13 protein-coding genes are annotated in these 11,595 nt (G+C 66.2%); 4 read left to right on the top strand and 9 right to left on the bottom strand.

Going from position 1 to position 11,595, the window contains the following annotated elements; all coding sequences use genetic code 11:
• Nucleotides 1-68 precede the first annotated feature (68 nt).
• The 4 genes from CP557_RS13910 to CP557_RS13925 all read left to right on the top strand — a co-directional run bounded on the left by CP557_RS13910 (nucleotide 69) and on the right by CP557_RS13925 (nucleotide 2,685).
• Nucleotides 69-494, top strand: coding sequence for a Rieske (2Fe-2S) protein (locus CP557_RS13910; RefSeq protein WP_097380458.1), 426 nt, complete (start codon nucleotides 69-71; stop codon nucleotides 492-494).
• 81 nt (nucleotides 495-575) lie between these two features.
• Nucleotides 576-965: a RidA family protein gene (locus tag CP557_RS13915; protein ID WP_097380459.1), complete on the top strand. Its 390-nt coding sequence runs from the start codon at nucleotides 576-578 to the stop codon at nucleotides 963-965.
• A 72-nt stretch (nucleotides 966-1,037) separates the two neighbouring features.
• The gene (dph5, locus tag CP557_RS13920) at nucleotides 1,038-1,811 is read left to right on the top strand and encodes a diphthine synthase (protein WP_097380460.1); all 774 of its coding nucleotides are present in this window, start codon (nucleotides 1,038-1,040) and stop codon (nucleotides 1,809-1,811) included.
• A gap of 43 nt (nucleotides 1,812-1,854) precedes the next feature.
• Complete coding sequence (locus tag CP557_RS13925; protein ID WP_097380461.1) at nucleotides 1,855-2,685, top strand: hypothetical protein; 831 nt, start codon at nucleotides 1,855-1,857, stop codon at nucleotides 2,683-2,685.
• A 36-nt stretch (nucleotides 2,686-2,721) separates the two neighbouring features.
• Here the strand turns inward: CP557_RS13925 and CP557_RS13930 are convergent, their stop codons facing one another.
• The 9 genes from CP557_RS13930 to ilvN form a co-directional block, all read right to left on the bottom strand.
• Nucleotides 2,722-3,807 (bottom strand): alpha/beta fold hydrolase, encoded by a 1,086-nt coding sequence (locus tag CP557_RS13930; RefSeq protein WP_097380462.1) that lies wholly within the window; start codon nucleotides 3,805-3,807, stop codon nucleotides 2,722-2,724.
• A gap of 80 nt (nucleotides 3,808-3,887) precedes the next feature.
• Nucleotides 3,888-5,147: an MFS transporter gene (locus tag CP557_RS13935; protein WP_097380463.1), complete on the bottom strand. Its 1,260-nt coding sequence runs from the start codon at nucleotides 5,145-5,147 to the stop codon at nucleotides 3,888-3,890.
• Nucleotides 5,148-5,287: 140 nt separating this feature from the next.
• The gene (locus tag CP557_RS13940) at nucleotides 5,288-6,268 is read right to left on the bottom strand and encodes an isocitrate/isopropylmalate dehydrogenase family protein (protein WP_097380464.1); all 981 of its coding nucleotides are present in this window, start codon (nucleotides 6,266-6,268) and stop codon (nucleotides 5,288-5,290) included.
• A gap of 65 nt (nucleotides 6,269-6,333) precedes the next feature.
• Complete coding sequence (locus tag CP557_RS13945) at nucleotides 6,334-7,248, bottom strand: DMT family transporter (RefSeq protein ID WP_097380465.1); 915 nt, start codon at nucleotides 7,246-7,248, stop codon at nucleotides 6,334-6,336.
• Between the two features lie 239 nt (nucleotides 7,249-7,487).
• Nucleotides 7,488-8,123: a 3-isopropylmalate dehydratase small subunit gene (gene leuD, locus CP557_RS13950; protein WP_097380466.1), complete on the bottom strand. Its 636-nt coding sequence runs from the start codon at nucleotides 8,121-8,123 to the stop codon at nucleotides 7,488-7,490.
• Nucleotides 8,120-9,541 (bottom strand): 3-isopropylmalate dehydratase large subunit, encoded by a 1,422-nt coding sequence (gene leuC, locus CP557_RS13955; protein ID WP_097380467.1) that lies wholly within the window; start codon nucleotides 9,539-9,541, stop codon nucleotides 8,120-8,122. The genes leuD and leuC overlap by 4 nt, the downstream gene beginning before the upstream one ends.
• Nucleotides 9,538-9,831, bottom strand: coding sequence for a hypothetical protein (locus CP557_RS13960; RefSeq protein WP_097380468.1), 294 nt, complete (start codon nucleotides 9,829-9,831; stop codon nucleotides 9,538-9,540). The genes leuC and CP557_RS13960 overlap by 4 nt, the downstream gene beginning before the upstream one ends.
• A gap of 18 nt (nucleotides 9,832-9,849) precedes the next feature.
• Nucleotides 9,850-10,899 carry a ketol-acid reductoisomerase gene (gene ilvC / locus CP557_RS13965; protein ID WP_097380469.1) on the bottom strand — a complete coding sequence of 350 codons (1,050 nt, stop codon included), beginning with the start codon at nucleotides 10,897-10,899 and terminating at the stop codon, nucleotides 9,850-9,852.
• Nucleotides 10,892-11,554 (bottom strand): acetolactate synthase small subunit, encoded by a 663-nt coding sequence (gene ilvN / locus CP557_RS13970; RefSeq protein ID WP_097380470.1) that lies wholly within the window; start codon nucleotides 11,552-11,554, stop codon nucleotides 10,892-10,894. The genes ilvC and ilvN overlap by 8 nt, the downstream gene beginning before the upstream one ends.
• Nucleotides 11,555-11,595 lie beyond the last annotated feature (41 nt).

The raw sequence follows: 11,595 nt of genomic DNA on the forward strand, positions 1-11,595 counted from the left end.
GGAGCCAGGTCGTCGTGGTGATGCCGCCGGGACCGTTTTCTATTCGACGACCATACTGTTCGCTCGAGATGAGTGTTCGAACACCACTGACGACCGTCGAGACGGTCCACGAGAACCGTTCGTGGCTGTTCACGGTTCGAGACCAGTACGGCGAGCCCGACGAAGTGATTCTCGTTCCCTGCGAGAACGGTGTCGAAGCGTGGATCAATCGCTGCACCCACGAAGCCCAGCGGTTCGATACGGGACGTGGAGTCGCGATGCGCGACGGCCAGCTCATCTGCCCGAAACACGGCTCGATGTTCGACGCCTGTTCGGGCCATTGCGACAACGGCGAGGCGGCCGAGACGACCCTGCCGTCCGTCGATATTAGCGTCGACGATGGAACCGTCTACTTGACCGACGATGCCGTAACCTTTGCCCACGAGGGCGGCATCGACGACGGGGACGACGAGAACGACGACGGTCCCGCATCGACGTCGCACATCGGCTTCTGATTCGAAGCACCCGTCCATCGGGGACGAGCGCAGTCGTGCCGTATGACAGGTATTTTTAATTATTCGTCTCAGAACCACCACATGGACAGAGAGACCGTCTCGAGCGGGACCGAATGGGAACCGCAAGTCGGGTACTCCCGTGCTGTCCGGACTGGTTCGCAGGTACACGTATCGGGAACGACGGCGACCGACGAGGACGGTGCTGTCGTTGCTCCCGGAGACCCACACGCCCAGACCGTCCGAGCGCTCGAGATCATCGAGGACGCACTCGCGGAGGCGGGAGCGACGCTCGAGGACGTCGTTCGTACGCGAATCTACGTAACCGACATCGAGGACTGGGAAGCGGTCGGCGAGGCCCACGGCGAGTTCTTCGCCGACGTTCGTCCAGCGTGTAGCATGGTCGAAGTACAGCGGTTGATCGATCCCGAGCACCTGGTCGAGATCGAAGCGGTTGCAACCGTCGGCGACTAAGAGCGAGTCCGAACGCCGGGGGTCGTGAGTCGTCTCGAAAGGGTATTCCGAGTGCTGGCAGTACGGCCGCCTATGCTCACCTTCATCGGCCTCGGTCTCTACGACGAGCGCTCGATCACCGTCGAGGGCCGGGATGCCCTGCAGGCGGCCGACCGGGTCTACGCCGAGTTCTACACCAGCAAGCTGATCGGAACGACGATCGACGACCTCGAGTCCTATCACGACATCGAGATCGAGGTCCGGGACCGTGCCGGCGTCGAGCAACACCCGGAGGACATGCTCGAGGCGGCCGAGCGCGAGGACGTCGCGTTCCTCACCGCGGGCGACACGATGATCTCGACGACTCACGTCGACCTCCGCCTGCGGGCTCACGACCGCGGGATCGAGACGCGAGTGATCCACGGCGTCACCGCCCAGACGGCTACCAGCGCGCTGACCGGTCTGCAGAACTACCGCTTCGGAAAAGCGACGACGCTGCCGTTTCCCTACGCCCACGGAGCCGACGGACTCCCGGCGAGCGTGACGGAGACGATCGACGACAACCGGGTCGACGGCCTGCACACGGTCGTCTATCTGGACATCAAGGTAGAACGAGAGGAGTACATGACCGCCGACACGGGTGCAACGCTGCTCGCCGAGGAGTATCCCGGCCTCGTGGGCGTCGTCGTCGCACGCGCCGGCAGCCCCGACCCGCTCGTCGAGGCCGGGACGATGACGGAACTCGCGGACCGGGACTTCGGCGATCCGCTGCATCTGCTGGTCGTTCCCGGCGAGTGTCACCTGCTCGAGGCCGACGCCCTCGTCGAACTGGCAGGAGCCGACCGGGACGCCCTCGAGATCGCCTGATCGACGCCGGCAGATTTACGGTCGGGGCGGGAAAGGGTGGCCCATGAGCGGTCGGGAGGTCACGGACGATTCGGCCCGTGGGGACGGGGCGACGGCGGCCAGCGAGCGGAGCGACTTCGACCGGGAGACGTTCGAGTTGGCCCACGAAGAGCTTCGGTCGACGTTCGACTACCAGGTAACCCGGGTGCAGGAGATAGACGAGAAGGCCATCGAAATCCTGAAAGCGAACCTCCTGTTGATCGGGCTGGTCGTCACGGGTGGGTCGATCGTCGTCCAGACCGACCTCGACGTCGTCCCCTTCATCAACCTCTTTTCGATCACCAGCGCGCTCCTCCTGCTGGCGTCGACAGGACTCGCCGGCGTAACGTACACGGCGTCGAACCTCAGAGGGGGTATCGACGGCGACGCGGTCGAGGTCGCCCTCGCGACGGCTCGCGGCGACCCCACAGTCGACGCGGACCGGTTCGAGGTGCGACTGCTTCGCAGCTACGGGCGGTGGATCGAGTACAACGCCCGAGTGACGGCCGTCAACGACATGTTCGCGACGATCACCGTCCTCATGGTGATCGCCGCGTTCGTCTACGTCGTCGCCGGGATCACGGTCGGCGCGCTCGGTCCGTCGACGATCGTCTCGGCGGTCGCCTTCCTCGCACTCACGGCCGTCCTCCTGTGGCTCGGTGCCTTCGCGTACTACATGGACCACCTCGGCGCGAGCGACGACCGCTGGGAGGGCACGTTCGACGGCGTCAGAATCTCGAAAGGGGTGACCCGAAAAGGCGGGCTGTCGACGCTGCGATCGATGCGCAGCGAGGGGGCGACCGACGAAGCGGAAGAAGAGCGGGACGGCGACGCGGCACGAAACGCGCGGTCGTAACGACCCACTGAACGCGGCGGCCACACCGCGGCCCCCTCAACCGTCCAGAACGGACTCGAGGCGGTCCAGGAAGTCGCCGGGGACCTCGAGATGCGGTGTATGCCCCGTATTGCCGAAGACGACTTCCTCGAACTCGCCGCCGCGATCGGCGTAGGTCTCGAGGACGGCGCGGGTCTGGTCGACCATCGGTTGGGGCGGGAAGACGTCCTCGCCGGGCCAGTCCGGAAGTTGCCCCATCCGGCCGAGCGTCCCGAGATCGAACAGGGAGGCGTTCGAGACGATCTGGTCGGAATCGCCGCGAATCCACAGGACGGGCGGTTTCTCGTCGGGGTCGATCTCGGAGATTCCCTCGAGGTCGCAGTACTTCGGCGAGATGGCGTTGTTCACCCCGGTTTCGCCCGGCGCGATGCCGGGCCAGTTGTCGCTCGGTTTCGACGTACCCGGATAGTTCCCGTCGCCGGTGGCCGTATCGAGCATTCCGGTCAGGTACGACTCCTCGCGGTCGGCGTCGAACTCGTGGGTCGGGTCGACGTAGTACGTTCGCAACACCTTTCGGGGCGAGGTCTGGCCCTCCTCGCTCCGATCGCGGGTCGCCAGCCCCGCCACGAACCCGTCGTTGCCGATCCCCCCGCCGGAGCCGGCGTAGTCGTCGAAGCAGGGCGTCCCCTCCGTATCTTTCGTACCGCCGAAGCCGTACGGCGAGAGCGGGTTGACGAGCACGAGGTCGGCGACGGCTTCGGGATGATCGATCGCGTACCGCATCGCGACCCCGCCGCCGTTCGACCAGCCGACGAGAACGAACGGTTTCGGGAGAGCGAGTTCGTCGACGAGCGCTCGAAAGTCCCCCGCGAAGTCGCCGAGCCCGTTCGTCGCGTCGACCGGTTTCGTTTCCGAATCGCCGTACCCGCGAAGATCAGGTGCGATCGCCCGGTGGCGAGCCGGGAGATCGGCCAGTACGTCCTCGAAGAACCGCGAGGACGAGACGTTTCCGTGGAGGAGGACGATAGTTCGGACCGCCCCGTCGGTTCGACCGTTGCCCCCCGACTCGAGGACGTGTGTCTCGAGTCGACCAGTGTCGACGGTTCGCGAGTCGACCCCGGCGAGGGTGTCGTCTCGAGTCATGGCCGCGGGTACTACGGCCCCTCTGATAACTCTCGGGCCGAGACTCGGTCGCTGAGCCGCTCGGTCGCACCGACGTTCGGTCAATCGCCCGCAGTGACGCCGTCCCCGGCCCGCCGTCCGGAGCGGTAGCGGAGCGTCCCGCCGACGAGAGCGGCGATCACGGCGCAGGCGGCGACGACGACGAACAGCACCGTCGGCGTCGACCGCGTCAGGATGAGGCCCGCGAGCGACGATCCGACCGCACCGACCCCGAAGATCGCCGCGTACGTGTAGCCAAAGGAGAGCCCCCTGGCGTCGGCCGGCGTGTACGTCGAGATCGCTTCCTGATTGATCGGTGCGATCATGAACGTGAGGAAGCCGAGGATCCCCGCGACGATCAACAGCGGGGCCAGCCCCGCGTTCGTCGACGGCACGAACGCGAGCGCGACGACGGCCAGGGCGGCGTACCCGCCCAGGAGGACGGTCTCGAGTCGCGCGCGGTCGACGAGTTTGCCCCCGACGTACTGGCCGATCCCGCCGACGAGCAGGAGTCCCGAGTAGACGTACCGGCTGGGCTCGAACGAGCGGCCGGCGAGCGCGACCGGATCGAACAGCGGCAGGGCCGCCAGGATGTCCGGCAGGAAGGTAAACGTCGCCCGGTAGTAGAGGCCATAGAGGATACCGATCGCGAAGACGAGGCCAAAGCCGACGGTAAACAGCCGCCGCGAATCGGTGAGAAACGCCGCGAGACTGCGCGGCCCCTGGCGATCCGTGGCGGCGTCGGTCGTGCCGCGAGCCGTGGCGCCGGCGGTCTCGTCGAACTCCAGTCGCGCCCCGACGGCCGCCGCGAGGAGGACCGGCACCAGGAGCAGGGCGGCGACGGTTCGCCAGTCGACGAACGCGAGCAGGATCGCCGCGAGCAGGGGGCCGGTCGCGACGCCGACGTTGCCCGCAGCGCCGTGATACGCGAATGCGGTGCCCCGCTCTTTCGTCCCGCGGCTGAGCAGCGCCAGACCCGCCGGATGATAGAGGCTCGCCGCCGCGCCCCACAGCAGCAGTCCGACCGTCAGGACGGCGACGGTCGGGGCGATCGAGACGACCGCGAAGGCACCCCCCATGCCGAGCAGACAGACGAGGATGAGTCGCTTGGAACTGACCCGGTCGGCGAGGAGCCCACTCGGGAGCGCGCCGACGCCGATCAGGGCGTAGCTCGCGCCGACCACGACGCCGAGAAACGCCACCGTCGTCGAGAACGCCTCGAGCCAGCTGACGACGAAGATCGGAATGACCAGCTCGTAGGTGTGGAACATGGCGTGGCCGAGCATGGCGAATGCCGTCACGGCTCTGTCGTTGCGATCCATGGTCAGTGCAGTTCACTCACATAGCCATCCCGTCACCCGAAAACGCGTGCGGGAACGATGCTCGTACGCACCGTCGCGTATACTGCCGAACGGAACGACGTAAAGACGATCGTCTTCGTATCGACTGCTGTCCGGTCGTCTTAGAGTCGGTCGATGATCGCTTCGGTCACGTCGTCCGTCGAGGCGTCGCCCCCCAGATCCGCCGTGCGTGGCCCCTCCTCGAGCGTGGCCTCGACGGCGTCGTCGACGGCCGCGCTTTCCGCCTCGTAGCCCAGATACTCGAGCAACATGGCGGTCGAGAGGATCATCGCGGCGGGGTTCGCGATCCCCTCACCCGCGATGTCCGGCGCGGTGCCGTGGACGGGTTCGAACACGGCGCGCTCGGGACCGATGTTCGCCGAGGGGAGCAGGCCCAGCCCGCCCACGAGTCCGGCCGCGAGGTCCGAGAGCACGTCGCCCGCGAGGTTGGGACAGACGACGACGTCGAACTGTTCGGGGTCGAGACAGACCCGCGTCGCGAAGGCGTCCATCAACACTTCGTTCGTCTCGACGCCCTGCTCCTCGGCGACGTCGCGAACCGTATCACGGAAGAGGCCGTCGGTCTCCCGCATGACGTTGGCCTTGTGGACGATCGAAAAACCGTCGTGTTCGTCGCCGGCGACGTAGTCGCAGGCGAATTCGGCGAGTCGCTTCGAGGCCGATTCCGTGACGACGCGCGTCAGCGTCGAGACGTCCTGTGTCAGTCGATCCTCGAGCCCCGAGTAGACGCCTTCGGTGTTCTCCCGGAGGAAGACCAGGTCCGTCTCGGGTCGCACGGCGTCGACTCCCGGATACGCCTTCGCGGGGCGGATATTGACGAACGAATCGACCGCCGTTCGAAGCGGCAGGATGACGTCGGCTGCAGTCTCACCGACCGCACCGAACAGGGTCGCGTCGGCCGATGCCGCCAGATCGTAGGTCTCCTGGGGCAGCGCCTCGCCCGTCTCCGCGAGGACCGCGTCGCCGGCCTCGGCCTCGACGAACTCGAAGTCGATCGGGAACGACTCGAGGACCTCGATTGCGGCGGGTGTTACTTCCTGTCCGATTCCGTCGCCCGGAATCACGGCGATTTCGTGAGTCATGCCCAAACATCGATGTGGAGCCGAAAAGAGGGTATCGATACCGTCATCGTCACGCAGGTGGTGAGTTACGGGCTTCCGACGCCCGTCGAGGTCCCCACCGCGTCGGCGATCGAGCGCCGTTTGAGCAGTGCGAACCCGACGACGACCAGCCCGAAGCCGGCGATCGTCATCGTCCCGACCGTCTCGTCGAGCAAGACGACGCCCGCGATCGTCGCGACGATCGGGACCAGATAGCCGATCAGCGCCGCCTCGAACGCGCCGTGTTCCTCGAGGACCCTGAAGTAGATCAGAAAGGCGATCGCGGTCGCGAAGACCCCGAGATAGACCACTGCGCCGACCGCGGTCGGGACGAGGACGTCCGGTGACGGGAACTCACCGGCCCCGAAGCTGACCGTGTGCAGGACGAACCCGCCGACGAACATCGACCAGCCGACGAGCGACGCCCGCTCGATGGTCGGGCCGGCGCGCTGGATCAGGACGCCGCCGAGTGCGACGCTACAGACCTGGCCGACGACGAGCAGTCGGCCGGCGGCGTCACCCCCGAGGAGATTACTCGGATCCGGCTGGACGACGAGACCGACGCCGAAGAAGCCGATCGCCGCGCCGACGGCACCGAGCGGGGAGAGTCGTTCGCCCAGCAGGACGATCGCCCACAGCGCAGTGACGATCGGAACCAGCCCCTGAATGATCGCGGCGACCCCGCTCGGGACGGTCTGCTGGCCGATGAACAGGAGTCCGTTGCCGCCGATCAGGAACACGCCACCGCCCACGACCGCGACCAGATCGTTTCGTCGGGTGGGCACCCAGTCGTCGACTCGGAGCGCGGCGTAGGTCAACAGTATCACCGCCGCGATGTCGTACCGAACGGCTGCGAACAGCAACGGCGGAAGAGACTCGAGGCCGACGGAGATGGCCGGAAACGAAAAGCCCCACAACACGGCGAGCACCAGGAAAAGCGATACGTCGAGGGAACGAGACATACGGAACGATATCGAGGCAGTCGCCGAAATATCTCGCGGTTTCGGTGGCCCGCTGCCGCTACCACAACGGGTGAGCGATGCCAGTCAGGCGACGGCTTCGGTCCACGACGGAGTCGATCGTGCCGACGTCGACGGTTCGGACGGCTCGGCTCCGGAACACGGGGACGGGGGGAGAAGCGATCTACGACAATCGCTGTTGGATCGATTTTTCGGAAAAAACGAAACGGACGACCGCTACGTTACTCGGCGTCGGGAATCGCCGCGTCGTCGACGTAGGGCAACTCTCGAGCCGTCTCTCGGACTGCGCCGGCGTTGGACTTCATCAGCGCCGTCGTGTCCCAGACGCCGTCGACGAGGGCCTTGCGCTGGGCGTCGTCGACGGTGACGTCGATGGTCCGATCGCCGTAGGTCACTGTTTCGGCCTCGACGTCGATCTCGAGCTCACCGTCGGGGTTCGCGTCGACCCACTCCTGGAGGTCCTCGATCGTCTCGCTGTCGGCGGTCACGGTCGGAATCCCGAGGGCCAGACAGTTGCCCGCGAAGATTTCGGCGAAGCTCTCGCCGATGATCGCGTCGATCCCCCAGCGCATCAGCGCCTGGGGCGCGTGCTCGCGCGAGGAGCCACACCCGAAGTTCGAATTGACGACCATCACCGAGGAGTCCTGATAGCGGTCCTCGTTGAACGGGTGCTCTTTCTGGTTGTCGTCGTCGTCGAACCGCAGGTCGAAGAACGCGAACTCGCCCAGTCCGTCGAAGGTGACGACCTTCATGAACCGGGCGGGGATGATCTGGTCCGTGTCGATGTCGTTGCCCCGAATCGGGACGCCCGAACCGGAAACGTAGTTGACCTCCGGAATCTCGACTTCATCCGTCATGCGAGGTTCACCTCCTTCAGATCGCGCACGTCGGAGACTTCGCCGGTAATCGCCGCTGCGGCGACCATCCGCGGGTTCATCAGGACGGTCCGCCCGTCCTTCGATCCCTGCCGGCCGACGAAGTTCCGGTTCGAGGAGGAGGCACAGGCCTCGTCGCCCTCGAGTTGGTCCTCGTTCATCCCCAGACACATCGAACAGCCGGCGTTGCGCCACTCGAAGCCGGCCTCCTCGAAGGTGTCCTTGAGCCCTTCCTCCTCGGCAACGCGCTGGACGCGCTGGCTGCCGGGGACGACCATCGCGCGGACGTCGTCGGCGACCGCCCGTCCCTCGACGATCCGGGCGGCGCGTCGCAGGTCCGGCAGGCGGGCGTTCGTACAGGAGCCGAGGAAGGCGACGTCGATATTGTAGCCCTCCATCGTCTCACCGGGCTCGACGCGCATGTGTTCCTGCGCACGCCGGGCGGTGTCTTGCTTCTCCGCTGGAAGCGACTCCGGCTCCGGAATCGGATCGGAGATGCCGACTCCCTGCCCGGGCGTGGTCCCCCAGGTGACGACCGGCTCGAGTTCGTTCGCGTCGATGTGGACGACATCGTCGTACTCGGCGTCCGCGTCGGAGCGAATGGACTCCCAGTAGGGCTTGAGTTCGTCGAACTTCTCGGGGTTCTCCTGGAAGTAGTCGGTCTCCTCGAGCCACTCGTAGGTGGTCTCGTCGGGGTTGACGTAGCCCGCGCGAGCGCCGCCCTCGATGGACATGTTACAGATCGACATCCGACCCTCCATCCCCAGCGACTCGATGGCCTCGCCGGCGTACTCGTAGACGTAGCCGACGCCGCCCTCGGTGCCCAGGCGACGGATGATCTCGAGGATCACGTCTTTCGCCTCGACGCCGTCACCGAGTTCGCCGTCGACCTGGATCTTGCGGACCTTCTGTTTCTCCATGGCGACGGTGCCCGTCGCGAGCACGTCGCGGATCTGGGAGGTCCCGATGCCGAAGGCGAGCGCGCCGAAGGCACCGTGGGTCGAGGTGTGGGAGTCCCCACAGACGATGGTCTTGCCGGGCTGGGTGATCCCCTGCTCCGGTCCGATGACGTGGACGATCCCCTGATCGCCCGTCGTCGGATCCGAGAACTCGATGCCCGCGTCGCGGACGTTTGCCTCGAGTTCGGCCATCATCTCCTCGGCCGCGTCCTCCTTGTAGGGCCGGGACTGGTCGGCCGTCGGGACGATGTGGTCGACCGTCGCGTGGGTCAGTTCCGGATAGGCGACCTCGAGGTCGCGCTCGCGGAGCATGCCGAAGGCCTGCGGGCTGGTCACCTCGTGGATGAGGTGGAGCCCGACGAACAGCTGATCCTGTCCGGTCGGCAGGCGGGTTACTTTGTGTCGATCCCACACCTTGTCGTACAGTGTATCCTCGCTCATTCTTCGTCCTCTACGGAGTCACCGTGCTCGACGCCGCGTTCGAAGACGCGGTTCGCGTCGTCGGCACTGTTGGGCGGCGTGTGGTCGACATCGCGCATTTTCGTTTTTCGCCCCGTCCGTTCGTCGGCCCCGTCGGTCTCGTCGGGCTCCGCTGCAGCCGGGTCCGGCTCGCCACCGTCAGCTGCGACGGTCGGCCCGCGGCTGAACAGCTGGCCAGCCGTTCGTCCCGTGTAGGGATTCGTGTGGCTGACGTCGCCCATCGTCTCTGTCGTGTCGTCGGTTTCGTTCATCGTCGTTCGGGTCCGTGGTTAGTCGTCCGCCTGCACCGTGGCGGACTCGTCTTCGCTTTCCGCTGTCTCGGCCCAGGCGAACAGGTCGCGCAGTCGTTCGCCGACCTGCTCGATCTCGTGGTTTTTCTCGGCCTCCCGAAGCTGGTTGTAGCTCGGACGACCGGCCTGGTTCTCGAGGATCCACTCGCGCGTGAACTCGCCGTTCTGGACCTCCTCGAGGGCCGCTTCCATGTTCTCGCGGACGGTCTCGTCGACGATGTCGTCGCCGCGGCTCAGACCGCCGTATTCGGCGGTGTCGGAGACGGAATCCCACATCTCGGCGTGGCCACCCTCGTACATCAGGTCGACGATCAGCTTGAGTTCGTTGAGACACTCGAAGTAGGCGATCTCCGGCGAGTAGCCGGCGTCGACGAGCGTCTCGAAGCCGTGTTTGACCAGCGAGGTGACGCCGCCACAGAGGACGGCCTGCTCGCCGAAGAGGTCGGATTCGACCTCCTCCTGGAACGTCGTCTCGATGACGCCGGCACGGGTACAGCCGATTCCCTTCGCGTACGCCAGCGCGCGGTCGGCCGCGTCGCCGGTCGTATCCTGGTAGACCGCGAACAGACCGGGCGTTCCCTCGCCGTTGACGTAGTTGCGGCGGACGAGGTGGCCCGGGCTCTTGGGGGCGATCATCGTCACGTCGACGTCTTCGGGCGGCTCGATCTGGTTGTAGTGGATGTTCAGCCCGTGAGCGAACTGGAGCGTGTCGCCTGCCTCGAGGTTCGGCTCGATGGCGTTCTCGTAGACATCCGGCTGGACCGTATCGGGGATCAGCACGGAGACGTAGGAGGCCTGTGCGGCCGCGTCGGCGGGCGTCGTAACCGTGAGGCCGTCGGCTTCGGCGGTATCGCGCGAGGACGATCCCTCGTGGAGGCCGACGACCACGTCGACGCCGCTGTCGTCGAGGCTCAGCGCGTGGGCGTGACCCTGGCTCCCGTAGCCGAGCACGGCCACGGTCTCGTTGTCAAGCGTCGATACGTCTGCGTCGTCGTCGTAATAAATCTCGGTGGTGAATTCGTCAGTCATCGTTAGCAGTGTGTGTGTATTGGTCTTCGTAGTTCGCCTCGTCGGCGGGCTGTGCCGTCGAACTGGCCGCGGTCCGATCGGTACCGCGGGCCAGTGCCGTCGTCCCCGTTCGGGAGATCTCCCGAACGCCGAACTGACTGAAGGTATCGATCGCGGCCTCGATCTTCTGGCGCGCGCCGGTCACTTCGATCGTCGCGGTCTCCGGACTCGAGTCGACGGTCTTCCCGTCGTACATCTCCGCGACGGCGGCGACCTGATCCGGCCGGCTGGCGTCGACCTTGATCAACGCCAGTTCCCGGCGCATCGCGTCGGGCTCGAGTTCGCGCACGGAGATCACCGGCACGAGTTTGCGGAGCTGTTTCTCGATTTGGTCGATGCCGGGATCGGGCTCCTCGACGACGATCGTGATCCGCGCGTGATCCTCGTCTTCCGTGGGGCCGACGGTCAGGCTCTCGATGTTGAACTGCCGTCTCGAGAACAGCCCCGAGACGTCGGAGAGCACGCCCGGTTCGTGCGTGACCAGCGCGGAGATGACGGTGCGGCGAGGCTCGTGAGTCGCTTCGACCTCGGGATCGATACGAATGCCTTGCTTGTTGCGTCGCCCGGCTGGCGTCGGTCGGTCCGCCGGCGGCGGGCCTTCGAGTCCTTTCTTCATGCGAAACACCTCGTGTGTCGCTGCACGGAGCGTGGCAACGC

It is taken from the genome of Natrinema ejinorense (genome assembly GCF_002494345.1).
GTDB lineage: Archaea > Halobacteriota > Halobacteria > Halobacteriales > Natrialbaceae > Natrinema > Natrinema longum.

Bases quoted from the DNA above. Each gene is read 5' to 3' on its own strand.
- CP557_RS13910 (WP_097380458.1), top strand. From the start codon at position 69: ATGAGTGTTCGAACACCACTGACGACCGTCGAGACGGTCCACGAGAAC.
- CP557_RS13915 (WP_097380459.1), top strand. From the start codon at position 576: ATGGACAGAGAGACCGTCTCGAGCGGGACCGAATGGGAACCGCAAGTC.
- dph5 (WP_097380460.1), top strand. From the start codon at position 1,038: ATGCTCACCTTCATCGGCCTCGGTCTCTACGACGAGCGCTCGATCACC.
- CP557_RS13925 (WP_097380461.1), top strand. From the start codon at position 1,855: ATGAGCGGTCGGGAGGTCACGGACGATTCGGCCCGTGGGGACGGGGCG.
- CP557_RS13930 (WP_097380462.1), bottom strand. From the start codon at position 3,807: ATGACTCGAGACGACACCCTCGCCGGGGTCGACTCGCGAACCGTCGAC.
- CP557_RS13935 (WP_097380463.1), bottom strand. From the start codon at position 5,147: ATGGATCGCAACGACAGAGCCGTGACGGCATTCGCCATGCTCGGCCAC.
- CP557_RS13940 (WP_097380464.1), bottom strand. From the start codon at position 6,268: ATGACTCACGAAATCGCCGTGATTCCGGGCGACGGAATCGGACAGGAA.
- CP557_RS13945 (WP_097380465.1), bottom strand. From the start codon at position 7,248: ATGTCTCGTTCCCTCGACGTATCGCTTTTCCTGGTGCTCGCCGTGTTG.
- leuD (WP_097380466.1), bottom strand. From the start codon at position 8,123: ATGACGGATGAAGTCGAGATTCCGGAGGTCAACTACGTTTCCGGTTCG.
- leuC (WP_097380467.1), bottom strand. From the start codon at position 9,541: ATGAGCGAGGATACACTGTACGACAAGGTGTGGGATCGACACAAAGTA.
- CP557_RS13960 (WP_097380468.1), bottom strand. From the start codon at position 9,831: ATGAACGAAACCGACGACACGACAGAGACGATGGGCGACGTCAGCCAC.
- ilvC (WP_097380469.1), bottom strand. From the start codon at position 10,899: ATGACTGACGAATTCACCACCGAGATTTATTACGACGACGACGCAGAC.
- ilvN (WP_097380470.1), bottom strand. From the start codon at position 11,554: ATGAAGAAAGGACTCGAAGGCCCGCCGCCGGCGGACCGACCGACGCCA.